This is a genomic window from Sphingomonas sp. SORGH_AS_0870, assembly GCF_031453175.1.
Lineage (GTDB): Bacteria > Pseudomonadota > Alphaproteobacteria > Sphingomonadales > Sphingomonadaceae > Sphingomonas.
Map to the genome: position 1 here is coordinate 873,083 of NZ_JAVIYW010000002.1, position 17,268 is coordinate 890,350.

12 protein-coding genes are annotated in these 17,268 nt (G+C 67.5%); 7 read left to right on the forward strand and 5 right to left on the reverse strand.

Annotated elements, in window-relative coordinates; translation table 11 throughout:
• Positions 1–150: 150 nt before the first annotated feature.
• The 3 genes from QE363_RS04625 to QE363_RS04635 all read left to right on the forward strand — a co-directional run bounded on the left by QE363_RS04625 (position 151) and on the right by QE363_RS04635 (position 4,897).
• On the forward strand, positions 151–2,631 hold the full coding sequence (locus QE363_RS04625) for an alkaline phosphatase PhoX (RefSeq protein WP_309692435.1): 2,481 nt from the start codon (positions 151–153) through the stop codon (positions 2,629–2,631).
• A 96-nt stretch (positions 2,632–2,727) separates the two neighbouring features.
• Positions 2,728–3,819: a lactonase family protein gene (locus QE363_RS04630; protein WP_309692439.1), complete on the forward strand. Its 1,092-nt coding sequence runs from the start codon at positions 2,728–2,730 to the stop codon at positions 3,817–3,819.
• A 418-nt stretch (positions 3,820–4,237) separates the two neighbouring features.
• Positions 4,238–4,897: an HPP family protein gene (locus QE363_RS04635; RefSeq protein WP_309692441.1), complete on the forward strand. Its 660-nt coding sequence runs from the start codon at positions 4,238–4,240 to the stop codon at positions 4,895–4,897.
• A gap of 65 nt (positions 4,898–4,962) precedes the next feature.
• On the opposite strand, the gene QE363_RS04640 is transcribed toward QE363_RS04635, so the two are convergent.
• Positions 4,963–7,281 (reverse strand): TonB-dependent receptor domain-containing protein, encoded by a 2,319-nt coding sequence (locus QE363_RS04640; RefSeq protein WP_309692443.1) that lies wholly within the window; start codon positions 7,279–7,281, stop codon positions 4,963–4,965.
• Positions 7,282–7,800: 519 nt separating this feature from the next.
• Here QE363_RS04640 and QE363_RS04645 point away from each other — a divergent pair.
• Together QE363_RS04645 and QE363_RS04650 are read left to right on the forward strand one after the other, a co-directional pair.
• Complete coding sequence (locus tag QE363_RS04645; RefSeq protein ID WP_309692445.1) at positions 7,801–8,445, forward strand: DUF47 family protein; 645 nt, start codon at positions 7,801–7,803, stop codon at positions 8,443–8,445.
• 10 nt (positions 8,446–8,455) lie between these two features.
• Positions 8,456–9,469: an inorganic phosphate transporter gene (locus QE363_RS04650; RefSeq protein WP_307102701.1), complete on the forward strand. Its 1,014-nt coding sequence runs from the start codon at positions 8,456–8,458 to the stop codon at positions 9,467–9,469.
• 428 nt (positions 9,470–9,897) lie between these two features.
• On the opposite strand, the gene QE363_RS04655 is transcribed toward QE363_RS04650, so the two are convergent.
• From QE363_RS04655 to QE363_RS04665, 3 genes are read right to left on the reverse strand one after another with little or no spacing between them, the layout of a single operon-like run.
• Positions 9,898–11,331, reverse strand: coding sequence for an efflux transporter outer membrane subunit (locus QE363_RS04655; protein ID WP_309692449.1), 1,434 nt, complete (start codon positions 11,329–11,331; stop codon positions 9,898–9,900).
• On the reverse strand, positions 11,328–14,522 hold the full coding sequence (locus tag QE363_RS04660) for an efflux RND transporter permease subunit (RefSeq protein ID WP_307102706.1): 3,195 nt from the start codon (positions 14,520–14,522) through the stop codon (positions 11,328–11,330). The genes QE363_RS04655 and QE363_RS04660 overlap by 4 nt, the downstream gene beginning before the upstream one ends.
• Positions 14,522–15,784 (reverse strand): efflux RND transporter periplasmic adaptor subunit, encoded by a 1,263-nt coding sequence (locus tag QE363_RS04665; RefSeq protein ID WP_309692451.1) that lies wholly within the window; start codon positions 15,782–15,784, stop codon positions 14,522–14,524. Before QE363_RS04665 ends, QE363_RS04660 begins: the two co-directional genes overlap by 1 nt.
• Positions 15,785–16,041: 257 nt before the next feature.
• On the opposite strand from QE363_RS04665, the gene QE363_RS04670 reads away from it, so the two are divergent.
• Positions 16,042–16,197: a hypothetical protein gene (locus tag QE363_RS04670; RefSeq protein WP_307102708.1), complete on the forward strand. Its 156-nt coding sequence runs from the start codon at positions 16,042–16,044 to the stop codon at positions 16,195–16,197.
• A gap of 34 nt (positions 16,198–16,231) precedes the next feature.
• Here the strand turns inward: QE363_RS04670 and QE363_RS04675 are convergent, their stop codons facing one another.
• Complete coding sequence (locus QE363_RS04675) at positions 16,232–16,405, reverse strand: hypothetical protein (protein WP_309692453.1); 174 nt, start codon at positions 16,403–16,405, stop codon at positions 16,232–16,234.
• A gap of 161 nt (positions 16,406–16,566) precedes the next feature.
• On the opposite strand from QE363_RS04675, the gene QE363_RS04680 reads away from it, so the two are divergent.
• Positions 16,567–17,196, forward strand: coding sequence for a YoaK family protein (locus tag QE363_RS04680; protein ID WP_309692455.1), 630 nt, complete (start codon positions 16,567–16,569; stop codon positions 17,194–17,196).
• Positions 17,197–17,268 lie beyond the last annotated feature (72 nt).

A 17,268-nucleotide genomic window follows, 5' to 3' on the forward strand; every position in this document is an offset into this window, starting at 1 on the left:
AGCGGGCCGGTATGATGAAGCCAGCGTCATCTGGGAGTCATGGCGATGTCACCGTCATGACGCGGAAGTGAAGCCTGTGTGACTTGGTTGCGCGGCAAAGCCCGGCGCGAGGCCGCGCATCTTTCCCGACGCGGTATCGGGGGAAATTCCATGTCCGATATCAATAGCATGGTCGCCTATGACGATGGTGACGTCGATACCAACCGCTCGACCAACACGCATATGAGCGAGCTGATCGCCACCCGCCTGTCGCGCCGTCAGACGCTGCGCCACGGGGTGTCGGCGATGACCACCGCGCTGTTCGGCGGCATGTTGCTGGCGGGCTGTGACGACGAGAATCCGCAAGGCGTCACCGCCACGGCGGCGGGCAGCACCGCCAGCGTCGCGGCGGGCCGCCTGGTCACGCTGACCGGCACGGTGAGCAGCGGCCAGGTCGCCAATGTCAACTGGAGCCAGACGGCGGGCCCCTCGGTCACGCTGACCAACGCCAACCAGCTCGTCGCCACGTTCCGCGCGCCAGCCGTGGCGACCGCGACCCAGCTGGCGTTCAAGCTGGAGATCACCAGCCGCGACGGCCTGGTCACCAACAACAGCGTGACGATCACGGTAACGCCGATCGCGCTCGACTTCACCGCCGTCCCGCACAGCCTGGCGGACGTGGTGACGGTGCCCTCGGGCTATAGCGTCAGCGTGCTCTATCGTCTGGGTGATCCGATCGCCTCGGGCGTGGCGGCGGCGGCCAATAACGGCACCGACAGCAATTTCGCGCAGCGTGCGGGCGACCATCATGACGGCATGAGCTATTTCGGCCTCGCCGCCAGCGGAGCGAACCCCGATCCGACGAACAGCACGCGCGGGCTGCTCGTCCTGAATCACGAGAACATCACCCAGCTCTATCTCCACGCCAACGGCCCCACGCCGTCGCCGCGCCCCGAATCCGAGGCGATCAAGGAGATCGAGTGCCACGGCGTCTCGGTGGTCGAGGTCACCCGCACGAACGGCGCCTGGACCTATGTCCAGGCCTCGGCGCTGAACCGTCGCATCACCCCCAACACCCCGATGGCGTTCAGCGGCCCGGTAAAGGGCAATGCCTGGCTGAAGACCGCCTATTCGACCGATGGCACCGGCGGGCGCGGCACCATCAACAACTGCGCCAACGGCACGATGGCGTGGAACACGTACCTGACCAACGAAGAGAATTGGGCGGGCTATTTCCGGCGCACCAGCGGCGATGCGGCGGTGCGCGCCGCGACGACGCCCAAGCAGAATGTCTCGCTCGCCCGCTATGGCATCGGCGAGGGGCGTTCGGGCAATTATGGCTGGACGACCGTCACGCCGTCCGATGCGTCGAGCACGGTCTTCCGCCGCTGGAACGCGACCGCCAATGCCGCACTGGCCGCAGACGGCACCGCCGATTTCCGGCACGAGCCGTTCCAGTTCGGCTGGGTGGTCGAGATCGACCCGTTCAACCCCAGCTCGACCCCGCGCAAGCGCACCGCGCTCGGCCGCATGAACCATGAAGGCTGCCAGAGCGGCCGGATGATCGCGGGCGTCCGCCCCGCCTTCTACATGGGCGACGATGCGCAGAACGAATATATCTACAAATTCGTGTCGGCGACGCCGTGGAGCGCTTCGGACGCGTCCGCCAGCGACCGCCTGGCGGTGGGTGACAAATATCTGGACAATGGCACGCTCTATGTCGCCAAGTTCAATGCCGATGGCACCGGCATGTGGATGCCCTTGGTGTTCGGTCAGAACGGGCTGACCGCGTCGAACAGCAGCTATGCCTTTGCCGACCAAGCCGACGTCCTGATCAACACGCGTCTGGCCGCCGACGTGCTGGGCGCGACCAAGATGGACCGTCCCGAATGGACGGCCGTGAACCCGGCGACCGGCGAGATGTATTGCACGCTGACCAATAACGCCTCGCGCCGCCTGGTCGCCTCGGGCAGCCTGACCGGCGTCGATGCGGCCAACCCGCGCGCCTATGTCGATCCGCCCTCGACCTCGGTCGGCAACCGCAACGGCCATATCATCCGCATCCGTGAGACGAACGACACGACCGAGGCGACCAGCTTCACCTGGGACGTCTATGCCTTCGGAGCGGGCGCGGATCTGGACGCGACCAACATCAACCTGTCGGGGCTGGACGCGACCAACGACTTCTCGTCGCCCGACGGCCTGTGGTTCAGCCTGCCGAGCAATGTCGCGGGGCAGCAGACGCCGGTGATGTGGATCCAGACCGATGACGGCGCCTTCACCGACGTCACCAACTGCATGATGCTGGCCGCGATCCCCGGCCGGGTCGGCGATGGCGGCACGCGTTCGGTCACCAGCAGCGCGGGCGGGGCGAGCGCGACCGTCACCACCCGGATCGGCAAGGCGCCCGGCGTGACGCTGAAGCGTTTCCTGGTGGGGCCGAAACAGTGCGAGATCACCGGCATCCACTCGACGCCGGACGGCACCTCGGTCTTCGTCAACATCCAGCATCCGGGCGAGGACGCCAGCAGCGTCGCCGCGCCGACCAGCAACTGGCCCGACAGCCAGAGCGGCAGCGCGGCGGCGACGATCCGCCCGCGCTCGGCCACGATCGTCATCACCAAGAATGACGGCGGCGTCGTCGCGATCTGATCGGCTGGTCGCATCGTGACCCCATGAGGGGGCGGGAAGTGATTGCCTTCCCGCCCCCTTTCGCGTTCAAGGGCTGGCGGACAAGGGAGGGGCGGCATGACGACGACACGGCGCGAGGTGATGGCGGGCGCGGCCGCGATCGGGCTGGGGGCGGCGATCGGGCCGGTGCTGGCGCAGGTGCCGGGCCGCGACAGGCTGATCGCGGGCACCTATGCCAATGAAGGGGGCCGGGGCCTCTATCCGATCGTCGATGGCCGCGTGGGACCGCCGGTGGCGGGGATCGTCAACGCCTCTTACGGCGTGGGCAACGGGCCGGGCGGCGCCTTTTACCTGTTGCGGGAGCAGGTCGAGGGGCGCGTCACCGGCTATGGTCCCGGCTGGGCGTCGCGGGGCGGGGCGTCGACCGGCGGGGCCGATCCCTGCCATGTCGCGCTCGACCGGTCCTCCGCCTGTCTGGCGGTCGCCAATTATTCCAGCGGCTCGGTCGCCTTCTATCGGCTCGACCGGCGGACCGGCGCGCCGGGCGAGGCACAGGTCTTTCGCCATCAGGGTCATGGCCCCAATGCCGATCGGCAGGCGGGGCCGCATGCGCATTGGGTGGGGTTCAGCCCCGACCGGCGCTGGCTGCACGCGGTCGATCTGGGGGCGGATGCGATCTTCGCCTATCGCTTCGACCCCGCCGCGCGGACGCTGGCCGAGCCGGTGATCGGCTGGCAGGCCCCGGCGGGGGCGGGGCCGCGCCACCTGGTCCGCCACCCGACCCTGCCGCGCGCCTATGTCGCCTGCGAGTTGCAGCCCCGGCTGTTCGTCCTCGACGCGCTGCCCGAGGGACGCTTCCGCACGGCGGGCGAACGGGCGCTGCTGGCCGGGGGCACGGCCACGCCCTCCTATGCCGCGCATATCGCGATCGATCGGGCGGGGCGGACGCTCTATGTCTCCAATCGCGGCGCGAACAGCATCACCGTCTTCCGCCTGAACGCCAAGGGCGATCCTGAGCCGGTCCAGCATGTCCCGACCGGCGGCGACTGGCCGCGCTTCTTCCTGCTGCGCGAGGGGCGGGGCGAGATGCTGGTCGCGAACGAGCGTTCGGCTATGGTGAACGCCTTCCAGATCGGCAAGGACGGCCGCCTGACCGCCACCGGCCGGAGCATCGCCATTCCGGGCGTGGTCTTCCTCGCCGAGGTTTGAGGGGCGCACTCCAACCCCGTTCTTGAGTGGATCGCCATTCAGCGATGCCTTTCCTTCCCTCGCCCCTCGCAGAGGGGAGAGGGTTGCGCAGACTTGGCCTTTGCGAGAGCAAAGGCTTAGTCGGAGCTGGGTGAGGGGTGGGCGCTCGCTTTGGCGAGCGCCGCGAGCCTTTGGGCTCGCTCAACCCCCTCACCCAAGCTGCGCTAGCCAGCGGGCTGGCAAGCTTCGCTAACCCTCTCCCCTGTCCAGGGGAGAGGGGAAGAAGGCGCAATCGTGAATGTCGATCCCCCTAGGCGGCGGGCCTTGCGCCAAGTTCCGCTGGTATCGTGGCAAGTTATTGGCGGTGGCCGATGGCCAGGCCCTTGGCTAGGTCCGATCGCCATTCCACGCCTTTCCATCCTGAGCGACCAGAGCCTCCATGCGTTTCTTCCAACCCCTGCTGGCCGGCGCCACCCTGTCCGGCCGTCTGCTCGCCTGTATCGGGGCGGTCATCGGCATCGCGCTGACCATTATCGTATGTGGCGGGTTGCCCCCGCTGGGCCCCGACCTGCCGATCATCGTCGCGCCGCTGGGGGCGTCCGCCGTGCTGGTCTTCGCCGTCCCCGCCAGCCCGCTCGCGCAGCCCTGGTCGGTGGTCGGGGGCAATGTCCTGTCCACGCTGGTCGGAGTGGCGATGTTCCATGCGATCCCTTCGCTGCCGCTGGCGGCGGGATGCGCGGTGGGCGGGGCGATCCTGGTCATGTCGCTGGCCCGGTGCCTGCACCCGCCGGGCGGGGCGGCCGCGCTGACCGCGGTGATCGGCAGCCAGGGCATTCACGCGGCGGGCTTTTCCTTCGCCTTCGCTCCGGTGGCGATCAACTCGATCGCCCTGGTGGCGCTGGGCATGTTCTTCCACCGCGCGACGGGGCGCAGCTATCCGCACGAACCGGGCGTGACCCCACCCGCGCCCGCCGCCGTCATCCGGCCGGAGGATGTCGAGGCGGCGCTGGCGGACATGCATGAGAGCTTCGACATCGCGCGCGAGGATCTCGACATGCTGCTCGCCCATGCCGAGCGCCATGCGCGGGCGAGGACATAGCCCAACGAAAAAGGCCCGCCCCCCGCATGGAGGGACGGGCCTTTCGCGTCATCCGGTCGTGCCGATCAGCGATACTTGCCGCTAAACGAGACGCCGATGATGCGCGGTTCGTTGAACACGGCCGCCATATAGTTCTCGATCACGCCCTTGAGGTTCTTCTCGTTCGTGATGTTGCGGGCGAAGACCGACAGGCTCCAGTCGTCGTTCGGCGCGGAATAGCCGATGCTCAGGCCGCCCTCGAAATTGCCGTTCGAGGTGAACTCCTTGGTCCGGTACAGGACGAAGTTCGTATAGCCCTGAAGGTTCCAGTCGGTCGAGATGAACGCCTTGCCGCCATCGGACAGCGGCAGGTCGTACTTGGCCGCCAGGTTGACGTTATATTCCGGCGCGTTGGGCAGCGGGTTGCCGTCGATCGGCACGAAGAACGCGTTCGCCCCGAAGATGCGGCGTGTCGTCACCGGGCCGTTCAGCACGGTGCAGACCATCACGCCGTTCAGGCCGCAGGTCTGGACGCTGACATTGCGGTCGCGGATTTCCGAATGCAGCAGGCTGACGCCCGCCGACAGCGCCAGGTTGCGCACCGGCAGCCACTGGGCATCGGCTTCCAGACCGTAGGCGACGGCCTTGTCGGCGTTGAGGAGTACGCCGTTGCCGTCCGAGTCGTTGCCGTTCAGCTGGATGTTCTTCACGCGGTACGCGAAGGCGGCGGCGTTCAGGCGCAGCGTGTTGTCGAACAGCTTCGACTTGAAGCCGGTCTCGAACGACAGGTTCGTCTCCGAACCGGCGGTCGAGAAGTCCGAGTTGAACACCGCCGAGCGACCCTGGATGGTCGGACCGCGGAAGCCCTGGGCCGCGCGGACATAGACGTTCAGGTTCGGATTGACCTCATAGAGCGCCGACAGGTCCCAGCTGGGCTGGGTGTCCGACAGACGCACGTCGCGGCGACCACGATAGGTCGAGACGCCGGCGGCGCTGTCGGCGGTGCGCAGCAGCTGGGTCCGCTTGGTATCCTCGCTGATCCGGCCACCGGCGGTCAGGGTCAGGCGGTCGGTCGCCTGATAGCTGACCTGCCCGAACACGCCCCAGCTGGTGTTGACGTCGTGCAGGCGGACCCAGTTGTTCGGGTTCGCCCCGATCAGGAACGCGCGCTGGTAAAAGTCGGTGATGTCGCGGCTGTCGAAATAGATGCCGCCGACCTGCCACTTGAACGGCCCGCTGCCGGTCGAGGCGAGGCGGACTTCCTGCGTCCACTGGTCGAGCCCGCGAACCTGGCCCATGCTCAGGCCATAGCCATTGGCCACGCCATTGACCGGGAAGTTGGCCGCCGCGCCGCCATCGGTGTCGCCCTTGCTGAAACCGGCCGTGGTCTCATAGGCGGTGATCGAGGTCAGCTCGGCCGCGCCCAGGTCCCAGGCGGCGCGCAGCGAGGTGCCTTGCGTGTCATAGGACTGCGGATTGCCGCGCCCTTCGTCATAGGCCACCCGGTCGCGCGGTTCGGCCGAGACGTCGCGCGAACCCTTCTTGATCGCGCCGCGATGGAACAGGGTCGAGGTGCCGTCATACCAGCGGGCATGGCCCGACAGGTTGAACGACAGCGTATCGGTCGGCGTGAAGAGCAGCTGGAGGCGGACGTCGCGCTCGGTGAAGCCGCCCATCGCGTCCTTCTTCGGAGTCAGCGTGCCGTCGGCGCTGGGACCCGAATAGACATTGTCGACCCAATCGTCGCGGTGCTGCACCAGCGCCGACAGGCGGAAGGCCAGCACGTCGCGGATCAGGGGGCCGCCGACACCGGCGTCCATGCTGATCGTGTTGTAGCTGCCGATCGAGGCGGTCGCGCGGCTCTGGAAGCTCTGCGTCGGCTTGATCGTGTCGAACTTGATGATGCCCGCGGTCGTGTTGCGACCGAACAGCGAGCCCTGCGGCCCGCGCAGCACCTCGACCTGGTCGACGTCGAACACCGGGTTCGACTTCAGCACGACATGCTCCAGCACCACATCGTCCTGGATGATCGACACCGGCTGCGACGCGCCGAGGTAGAAGTCGATATTGCCCAGGCCGCGAATATAGAAGCGCGGGAAGATGCGGCCGGTGGTGGTTTCGGCATACAGGCCGGGCACCCGGCCCGACAGCGCCAGAATGTCCTCGCCGCCCTGCTGGAAGGCGCGCAGGTTCGAACCGCTGACCACGCCCACCGACACGGGCACGCGGTTCAGATTTTCCGAGCGACGCTCGGCGGTGACGGTGATCTCGCCCAGCCCCTGTTCGGGGCCATTGTCGGCCGGGGTGGCCGCCGCCTGATCGGCGGTCTGGGCAAAGGCGGGCACGGCCGCCAGCGTTCCCCACGCCGCGCCCAGCAGCGCCACGGTCTTGATTACGGATTTCATGTCGTTCCCCACGCTCGGCGGATCGGTCGATGCCGTCCGCCCGATTGATTTTCTCCCGGTACGCCGAGCGGTTAAAAGTGCATTATGGCGCTTACGTGACAGGACTGATGCGCAAAAAGCACAGCGCGACATGAAAAATTCATGACGACATGGCGCGACCGTCATGCGAAGTTGTGCCCCGGCCAGATTGCGTCCTGCCCGCCGTTGCGGGGGCGGATCGGAACGGCCGGGAGGCAGCCATGACAGGGCGGAGCGGCGGAAATGCAGGGGGAACACAGGCCATGGCGGTCCACGAAACCTCGCCTGTCGCCCACTGGCGAAGGGGCCGGAATCCCGCTTCTGTCACATTGCTGTAACAGTGTTTTGCTTGACGCGGGGCGTTCGGCTGGTCAGGGGGGCGGCGTTCGTGCAAGCTTCGATCCCAGGGTCCATTTCGACGGTCCGGCGTTCCGCCGTGGCCCGCAAAGCCATGGGTGCTGAACACGCACGCTATCGGATCACTATCGGGGTTACCGACTGATGTTCGCCTGGTTCCAACGCCTCCTGCCGAAGACGGGGAATTTCTTCGAGCTGTTCGAGGCGCAAGCCGCCACCATCCTGGCGGGGGCCGAAGCCACCGTCCGGCTGTTTGATACGCAGGGCAATACCGCCCACGAGATCGCCGCGGTCGCCGCGCGTGAGCATGACGCCGACGCGATCACCCGCGATGTGCTGACCTCGGTCCGCTCGACCTTCCTGACGCCGTTCGACCGCGCCTCGATCACCTCGCTGATCGGTTCGCTGGACGATACGATCGACGAGATGCACGCCGCCGCCACCGCGATCGGCCTGTACCGTGTGACCAGCTTCGCGCCCGAGATGCGCGAAATGGCGGCGGTCGCGGTCGAGGCGGCCAAGCTGACCGTCGAGGCGATGCCGCTGATGCGCGACGTCGCGCGCAACGGCGACCGCCTGCATGCGCTGACCGAAGAGCTGGTCCGGCTGGAAGGGCGTGCCGACGAGATCCATGCGGCGGGCCTGAAGCGCACGCTGGACGAATGCGGCGAGCGCGACACGCTGCGCTTCGTGATCGAGAAGGAAGTGTACAAGCATCTGGAGCGCATCCTCGACGCGTTCGAGGATGTCGCCGACGAGATCGACGGCATCGTCATCGATCACGCCTGAGGCGTCGGAGATGCACGAACTCGCCTTTCCGTTGCTGGTCGGCCTGATCCTGGTCGCGCTGGCGTTCGATTATCTCAACGGGCTGCACGACGCGGCCAATTCGATCGCGACGGTGGTGGCGACCCGGCTGCTGCCGCCGGTCGCGGCGGTGGGCTTTGCCGCCTTCTTCAACTTCGCTGCCTATTTCCTGACCGTCGCCTTTCCCAGCCTGCACAAGGTGGCCGAGACGATCGGCAAGGGCCTGATCGACCAGAGCATCGTCACCCCCGCCGTCATCTTCGGCGCGCTGGGCGGGGCGATGGCCTGGAACGTCATCACCTGGCTGCGCGGCATCCCCTCGTCGAGCAGCCATGCGCTGGTCGGCGGGCTGGTCGGCGCGGGCGTGGCGCATGCGGGCATGGACGCGGTGAAGTGGGCGGGTCTGAACAAGACGCTGCTCGCCATCGTGCTGTCGCCGATGCTGGGCATGATGCTGGCCATGCTGGTCATGCTGGCGAGCAGCTGGGCCATGCGCCGGTCGAGCGCGGGACAGGCGGAACGCAGCTTCCGCGCGATGCACCTGGTCTCCTCGGCGGCCTATTCGCTCAGCCACGGGCTGAACGACGCGCAGAAGACGATGGGGATCATCACCGTCCTCCTCTATTCGACCGGGCGGCTGTCCGGCCCGTTCGAGGTGCCGCACTGGGTCGCCATCTCCTGCTATGTCGCGATCGCGCTGGGCACGATGACCGGCGGCTGGCGGATCATCGAGACGATGGGCACCCGCATCACCAAGCTGTCGCAGCACCAGGGGTTCAGCGCCTCGACTGCGGGGTCGATCGTGATCTTCTGCGCCTCGGCGCTGGGCATTCCGGTGTCGACGACGCACACCATCACCGGCTCGATCATCGGCGCGGGCGTGGCCCGACGGGCCTCGGCGGTGCGCTGGGGCGTGGCGGGCAATGTCGTGATCGCCTGGATCATCACCATCCCCGCCTCAGCGGTGATGGGGGCGGGCTTCTACCTGCTGACCCGGTTGTTCTGATAAAGGGGAGGGCGAAGGTCCTCCCCTTTTTCGTTGGGCATCATCCTGCTCTCCGTTCAGCCTGAGCGAAGTCGAAGGCCACGGGATTCGGTTCGCGCAGAGGCGCGGAGGACGCAGAGATTGCGTCCTTTGGGATAACGCCCCCCCTCCTCGATGCTGCTCCGTTCCCCGGCGAAGGCCGGGGCCCAGTTGCTATATACTGGGAGGTGCGCGGCGTCGGTGCGTGGGAGGCAAGAGCGGCCCGCCGTCGATGATGGGCCGCAACTGGGCCCCGGCCTTCGCCGGGGAACAGAAGGATGTCAAGGTGGCGTTCTGGAGAAGGCGCTCTCGGTGTCGTCTGCGCGAAGCGAGTCCCTTGGCCTTCGACTTCGCTCAGGCGGAACGGAGGTGGATTGTGGGGCGGATTTCTCTATCCGCCCCCATAGCCCTCAGGACCCCGTGACCGGCCCACCGGCGGCCTGGAACAGCGCGACCGAGTCGGTCATGCGCGCCGCCTTGGCCTGGATCAGCTGCGACCGGGCCTGCGCGTCGGTCGCGGTGGCGTTGAGCAGCTGCAACGTCCCGACATCGCCCAGCGCCAGCTGCCGCCGTGCGAAGGTCAGCGCCTGGCCCGCCGCGTTGCTCGCCCGCTGCGCCGCGTCCAGCGCCTGCGCGTCGGTGGACAGGCCGGTCAGCGAGTCGGCGACATCGCCGAACGACTGTAGCACCGCCTGGCGATATTGCGCCTTGGCACCCTCCAGCGCCGCCTCGGCCGCCTTTTGCTGGTGGCGCAGCGCATTGGCGTGGAACAGCGGCTGGGTGATCCCGCCAAGCAGCGCCCAGAAGGGATTGCCGCTCTTGAACATGTCGCCGAAATTCTGTGCCGAGCCGCCCGCATTGGCGGAAAGCTGGATGCTGGGCAGCCGTGCGGCGATGGCGGCGCCGACATCGGCCCCGGCGCCCCGCAACTGGGCTTCGGCGGCCAGCACGTCGGGACGGCGATGGACCAGATCGGAGGGGACGATGGCGGGCAGCTCGGTCGGCAGCGTCAGCTGCGCCAGCTCGGGCAGCGGCGGCAGCGCCGATCCCGCCGGGCGGCCGATCAGCGTCGCGATGATGGTGCGCTGCGCCGCCTCGGCACGGACCAGCGGGGGCAGCGCGCCCTCGGCGGTCGCCAGCGCGGCCTGTTGCGTCGACACGTCCGAGGCGCCGACCGCACCCAGCCGCTGACGCTGTTGCAGCGCGCCCAATATGTCGCGATTGACCTGCACCGCCGTCTGCGCGGCGGCGACCTGTTCGGCCAGGCTCGCCCGCTCGATCAGCGCGGTGACGAGGTTCGCCGCCACCGTCATCCGCGCCGCATCCAGCTGGTGCCGCTCGACCTCGGCGCGCGCGGCGGCGGAGCGGACCTGCGCCCGGTTGCCGCCGAACGCGTCGACGTCATAGGACACGCTGACCTGCGCGGTGTGCAGCGTATAAAGCTGCTGGTTCTGGTCGGCGACCGCCGGCGACAGTGCGTTGGACACCCGCGTCCGCTGCGCCTGATAGTTCAGGCCCCCTTGCGGGAACAGCAGCGAGCCGCGCGTCGCCCGCGCCTGTTCCTGCGCCTGCTTCAGCGAGGCTTGCGCGACGGCCACGTCGTTATTGTGTGCCAGCGCCTCGGCGACCAGCGCGTCGAGCTGGGCGTTGCCGAAGGCGTGCCACCATTGGGGCGCGACGGTGGCGGACACCGTCTGCGCCGGGCCGGTCGCGGGTGCGATGACCGGCGCGGGCGTCAGCGGCGGCAGGCTGGCATGCGCGTCCAGATCGTGCGGGCCCACGGTACAGCCCGAGATACTGGCCGAAACGCACGCCAGCAGCGGCAGGGTCAGGAAACGCTTCATGCCGGAACCCCAGAGTCGGAGATGGTGGTATCGTCCTGGTCGTCGACCATAGGATCATGCTTCTTCTTGCGCTGCGACAGCGGCAGGCGGGTCGAATAGCGGCTGATGAGCACCGGCAGGACCAGCAGGATCAGCACGGGGGCCAGCGTCATGCCGCCGACCACGACCAGCGCGAGCGGCTTCTGCACCTGGCTGCCGATCCCGTGAGACAGGGCGGCGGGCAGCAGGCCGATCGCGGCGACCAGACACGTCATGACGACGGGGCGCAGGCTGTTCTTGACGGTGTTGGCCAGCGCATTCTCGCGTGGGGCGCCTTCGTCGATCGCGTTGTTGAAGGTGGTGACGACCAGGATGCCGTCCATCACCGCGATGCCGAACAAGGCCACGAAGCCGATCGCCGCCGAAATGCTGAACGCCGTGCCGGTCAAAGCGAGGGCCAGCACACCGCCCACGATCGCCATCGGGATCGCGGAGAAGGCGAGCAGGCTGTCGCGCATCGATCCGAAGTTCGCATAGAGCAGCAGCAGGATGAGCACGAGGCTGATCGGCACCACGATCTCCAGACGGGCGATCGCGTTCTTCAAGTTATCCAGCTCGCCCGCCCATTCCAGGTGATAGCCCGGCGGCAGGTGGACATTCTGGTTGATCCGCGCGCGCGCCTCCTCGACCGCACCGCCCAGATCGCGGCCACGCACCGAGAATTTGATCGGAACATAGCGTTCCTGATGCTCGCGATAGATGAATGACGCACCGCTGGTCAGCTTGACGTTCGCCACCTCGGACAGCGGCACCTGGATCGTGCCGTTGCCGTCAGGCGAAGGCGCGCCGATCGTGATGTTGCGCACCGATTCCAGCGAGTCGCGCTGGGCGGGCTTCAACCGCACGATGATCGGGAAGTGGCGATCGGTGCCGGGCTCATAGAGGTCGGCGGGCGACTGGCCACCGATGGCGGCGGCCACCGTCTGGTTGATGTCGTCGGGCGTCAGGCCATAGCGCGCGGCCTTGGCGCGATCGACGTCGATCCGCACGGTCGGCTGGCCCAGAATCTCGAACACGCCGAGATCCTCGATGCCCTTCACCTTGGCCATCTGCGCCTTGATCTGGTTGGCCAGCTTTTCCAGCGTGACGAGGTCGGGGCCGAACAGCTTGATCGAATTGGCGCCCTTCACGCCCGAGGCGGCTTCCTCGACATTATCCTCGATGATCTGCGAGAAGGAGAAGTCGACGCCCGGATATTTCTTGGCGAGGCGGCTCGACAGTTCCTCGATCAGCTTCTCCTTGGTCATGCCGCTCGGCCAGCTGTCGAAGGGCTTGAGCGGTACGAAGAACTCGATGTTGAAGAAGCCGGTCGCATCGGTGCCGTCGTCCGGGCGGCCATGCGCGGACAGGACCGCCGTGGTCTCCGGATAGCTGGCGATGATCTTGCGCACCTCGTTGGTCACCTTCTCGCCCGCCTCGAGGCTGATCGAGGAGGGGAGGGTGGCGCGGATATACATATTGCCTTCTTCGAGGTGCGGCAGGAACTCGATGCCGAGCGAGCGCACGCCGACGATGGCCAGGCCCATCATCAGCAGGCCGCCGCCGATCGTCACGATCTTGTTGCGCAGCGCGAAGGACGCGGCGGGCTCATAGACGGCACGCAGCTTGCCGACGATGAACGTCTCGGTCTCGGCCAGCTTGTCCGGCAGGAGCAGCGTCGAGAGCACCGGCGCGACGGTGAAGGTCGCGAGCAGGCCGCCGGTGATGGCATAGGCATAGGTCTTGGCCATCGGGCCGAAGATATGCCCCTCCACGCCGGTCAGGGTGAACAGCGGCAGGAAGCTGGCGATGATGATCGCGGCGGCGAAGAAGATGCCGCGGCTGACCTCGGACGAGGCGCCCAGCACCGCGCCGAAGCGGCTGGCCAGGGTATAGCGGCCCTGGCCGTTCTCCACTGCGGTCGAGCGTTCGACCATGTGGCGGAAGATATTCTCGACCATGATGACGCAGGCATCGACGACGAGGCCGAAGTCGAGCGCACCCACCGACAACAGGTTCGCACTCTCGCCTTGAAGCACGAGGATCAGGATCGCGAAGGCCAGCGCGAAGGGAATGGTGGCCGCCACGATGATCGCCGAGCGCAGATTGCCGAGGAACAGCCATTGCAGCGCGAAGATCAGCAGGATGCCCACCACCATGTTTTCCATGACGGTGTGGATGGTCAGGTTGATCAGGTCGGACCGGTCGTAGATCCGCTCCAGATGGACGCCGGGGGGCAGGATGCCGCTGTCGTTGATGTTGGCGACCTCGGCCTGGACGGCCTTGATCGTCGGCATCGACTGGGCGCCGCGCTGCATCAGGACGATGCCCTGCACGATGTCGTCGTCGTTATTATATCCGGCGATGCCCATGCGCGGCGCGTTGCCGATCTTGACGGTGGCAACGTCCTTGACGAGCACGGGCTGGCCACCCGCCTGGCCGACCAGGACGTTCTGGATCGCGTCGGGCGACTGGATCAGGCCGATGCCGCGCACGATCGCGGCCTGTTCGCCGAAGTTGATCGTCTGGCCGCCGACATTGCCGTCGCTCTTGGACAGCGCCGCCAGCACCTGCGACACGGTCACGCCGTGCGCGTTCAGGCGGTTCTGGTCGATCACCACGTCATAGGCGCGCAGCTTGCCGCCCCAGCCGGTGACGTCGATGACGCCCGGAATCCGCTTGAACCGGCGCTGGAGCACCCAGTCCTGCAGCGTCTTCAGGTCCATCACCGAATAGCCCTTGGGCGCGGAGATGCGGTAGCGATAGATCTCGCCCACCGGCGAGGTCGGCGACAGCGTCGGCTGTGCGCCGCCCGCCAGCGGGGGCAGCTGCGACAGGCGGTTGATGACCTGCTGGCGCGCCTGTTCGTTGGTATAGTCGTAGGTGAACTGGATCTTGATGTCCGACAGGCCGAACAGGCTGATCGCGCGGATCGCGGTCAGGTGCGGGATGCCCGCCATCTGGACCTCGATCGGGATGGTGACATTGCGCTCCATCTCCTCGGCCGACAAGCCTTGGGTCTGGGTGATGACCTCGACCATCGGGGGCACGGGATCGGGATAGGCTTCGATGTTGAGGTTGATGAAACCGATGACGCCAGCGACGATCATCGCGAAGAACAGGCCGACGATCAGCAATCGCTGACGCAGCGCAAAGTCGACGATGCGGTTCATTACTCGCCGATCCCCGCTTCGTTGACGAACAGCGCGCCCGAGGTGACGATCTTCTCGCCCGGCTTCAGGCCCGACGTGATGGTGACCAGCCCGTTGGCCGAGTCGCCGGTCGTCACGTCGCGCGCGACCAGCAGGCCATCGGGCCGCATGATCCAGACGCGGGCGGTGTCGCCTTCATGGATGACGGCGGCGGCGGGGACGCGGATCGCCTGACCCGCACCCCGGTGCTGGATCGCGAAGCTGGCGAACATCTGCGGCTTGAGCGCCTTGTCGGGGTTGGGGATCGAGGCGCGCACCGGCAGGCGGTGGGTCTGCGGGTCGAGCGCGGCACCGACCAGGTCGATGGTGGCGTGGAAGACGCGGCCGGGGATGGCGGGCGTCGTCACCTCGACGGGATCGCCGACGCGGACATTCTCGGCATCGCTCTCGGCCACCTGCGCGACCAGCCAGACGCGCGAGGGGTCGGTGATGGTCATCACCGGCTTGTCGCCGCCCTGCGAGACATATTGCCCCGGCGCGACATCGCGCGAGGCGACGACGCCGCTGATCGGCGCGTGCAGCGTGGTGATGTCGTGGATGCCCGCGACCTCGCCGACATTCTCCAGCCGGTTGATCTCGCCCTGCGACTTGCCGAGAATCGCCAGCTTGTCGCGCGCGGCGCCCAGCGAGGCGGCGGCGGTGCGCGCGGTCGCCTGCGCGGCGGCCAGGTCGACCTTGGCCTGCTGATAATCCTTCAGCGCGCCGCCGGCGGTCTCATAGATTTGCTGCTGGCGGTCGGCGTTGCGCTGTGCCGCAACCAGCTGCGCCTGCGCATTCTGATAGGCGGCGCGCGCCGCGAACAGGCCCGAGCGCGCATCGACGAAATCGCTGGTCTTGATCTGCAGCAGCGGCTGGCCCTGGCGGACCGCCTGGCCCGCCTCGGCGAGCACGCGCACGACCTGCCCCGCATAGGGCATCAGCACGGGGGTCGAGCGGGTCGCATCGACCGTGATCGCGCCCGTCGCCATGGTCTGGTCGCCCGACGCGCCCAGCCCGACGCGCACCGTCGGCATCGCCGCCAGCTGTTCCCTGGACAGGCGCAGCGTGCCCGGCGGCGGCGGGGCGGGGGGCGTTTCCTCCTTGTGGGTCAGCTTGCCGATGACCGTGATCAGGATCAGCGCGCCCACCAGCACGGCGGCGGCGATCCCGATCCAGCGCCATTGCTGCGCGGAGGACAGGCGGCGGGTTTCGGGTAATGTCGCGTCGGCAGGATTGACGTGCATCGGAGTCTTTCGGCGCAAGGAACGGAATTGCTTCGGCCGATACGGGCAAGGCTCTGACGCTTTCCTTGCGGAAATCTTACGAGACGTTCATCTGTGCGGGCATTGCGGCATGGATGGCGATGCCGTTTTTGGCATCTTCCTCATCTATTCAAATGCTTGGTCATTGCGGACGCGTCATGAACGGCATGTCACCTGGCAGGGAACAAAAGTTTCGGTTCGTCGTTCAAATCGAACGGCTCAACTGAGGGAGGGTGAAGATGGCCAGCCATAGACCGCCACCGCGGATTTCGGACCTGCCGCGCGAGGAACGTCTGGATGCCTTGTATCGCCGCGCCGCCGACGATCGCGCGCGCTATATGGCGATGCGGGACCGCAAATCGGGCCTGTTCGACCGACTGCTTCACCTGTTCTGAAACGTGCCGCCGCCGGGGCCTGCCCGGCGGATCGTCAGCGCCCGGCCGCCATCCGGCGCTTGCGGCGAGCGGGCTGACCGCTCCGGACCGGGCGCAGGCGAAAGCGCCGCTCCATGCCGATATCGCTATGCCCGATCGCGATCAGCACGATCGACAGCGACGACAAAGCGGATATCGTGAGCCATATCTCCAGCAGCGCACCCGCCATCCGATATCCCCTGAGTGAGCCGGGCCAACGGCCCGTTCCCGGCTTTGCTCCCCACAGATAAAAATAAAGTGACGGAAGGCCCCCCATCAGGGCCGATGATGGCCATGCGCGACGAAATACGATCATGACGTGCGCCCGGCCTGGCTTTATGACGGCGCATCATGATCCGATCCGATCGACGTTCCTGGCCCCTGGCCATCGGGCTGGCGCTGCTCGCGGGCTATGTCGACGCGATCGGATTCCAGCACCTGGGCGGCTATTTCGTCTCCTTCATGAGCGGCAACGGCACGATGCTGGCGGTGCATCTCGTTCGTCCCGGTCCGGCGGACGGGAGCGTGGCGATGCTGGCGATGTTGCTCGCGCTGTTCGTCGGCGGGGTGATGGGGGGCACGTTGATCCGGCTGGTCCTGCCGCGTGGCGGACAGGCGGCGGTGCTGCTGCTGGTCGCGCTGCTGCTCGGGCTGGCGGGACTCGATGCGCGGCTCGGCTGGGGGATGGCGGTGGCGATGGGCGCGGCCAACGCCACCTTCGAGCGGGACGGCGAGGTCAGTATCGGCGTCACCTACATGACCGGCACGCTGGTCAAGATCGGCCAGCATCTGGCGCAGGCCGTGGCGGGGCGCGAGCGGTGGCGCTGGTTGCCCTATACGCTGCTCTGGGCGGGATTCGTCGCGGGGGCGGGGCTGGGTGCGTGGCTCTATCCCTTCTGGGGCATGGCGGCCTTGCACGGCGCGGGTATCGGCGCGCTGGCGGCGGCGGCGGTCGCATGGCGCTGGCGTCCGGCGGCCTGACGCGCATCGGGGGCGTTCCGGCGGGGCGCTGGTCGGCTTTTGTTACGGTCCGACTTGGATTTCACGCGCGAG

Excerpts from the sequence above, each read along its gene's own strand:
- QE363_RS04625 (WP_309692435.1), top strand. The coding sequence starts at position 151 with ATGTCCGATATCAATAGCATGGTCGCCTATGACGATGGTGACGTCGAT.
- QE363_RS04630 (WP_309692439.1), top strand. The coding sequence starts at position 2,728 with ATGACGACGACACGGCGCGAGGTGATGGCGGGCGCGGCCGCGATCGGG.
- QE363_RS04635 (WP_309692441.1), top strand. The coding sequence starts at position 4,238 with ATGCGTTTCTTCCAACCCCTGCTGGCCGGCGCCACCCTGTCCGGCCGT.
- QE363_RS04640 (WP_309692443.1), bottom strand. The coding sequence starts at position 7,281 with ATGAAATCCGTAATCAAGACCGTGGCGCTGCTGGGCGCGGCGTGGGGA.
- QE363_RS04645 (WP_309692445.1), top strand. The coding sequence starts at position 7,801 with ATGTTCGCCTGGTTCCAACGCCTCCTGCCGAAGACGGGGAATTTCTTC.
- QE363_RS04650 (WP_307102701.1), top strand. The coding sequence starts at position 8,456 with ATGCACGAACTCGCCTTTCCGTTGCTGGTCGGCCTGATCCTGGTCGCG.
- QE363_RS04655 (WP_309692449.1), bottom strand. The coding sequence starts at position 11,331 with ATGAAGCGTTTCCTGACCCTGCCGCTGCTGGCGTGCGTTTCGGCCAGT.
- QE363_RS04660 (WP_307102706.1), bottom strand. The coding sequence starts at position 14,522 with ATGAACCGCATCGTCGACTTTGCGCTGCGTCAGCGATTGCTGATCGTC.
- QE363_RS04665 (WP_309692451.1), bottom strand. The coding sequence starts at position 15,784 with ATGCACGTCAATCCTGCCGACGCGACATTACCCGAAACCCGCCGCCTG.
- QE363_RS04670 (WP_307102708.1), top strand. The coding sequence starts at position 16,042 with ATGGCCAGCCATAGACCGCCACCGCGGATTTCGGACCTGCCGCGCGAG.
- QE363_RS04675 (WP_309692453.1), bottom strand. The coding sequence starts at position 16,405 with ATGGCGGGTGCGCTGCTGGAGATATGGCTCACGATATCCGCTTTGTCG.
- QE363_RS04680 (WP_309692455.1), top strand. The coding sequence starts at position 16,567 with ATGATCCGATCCGATCGACGTTCCTGGCCCCTGGCCATCGGGCTGGCG.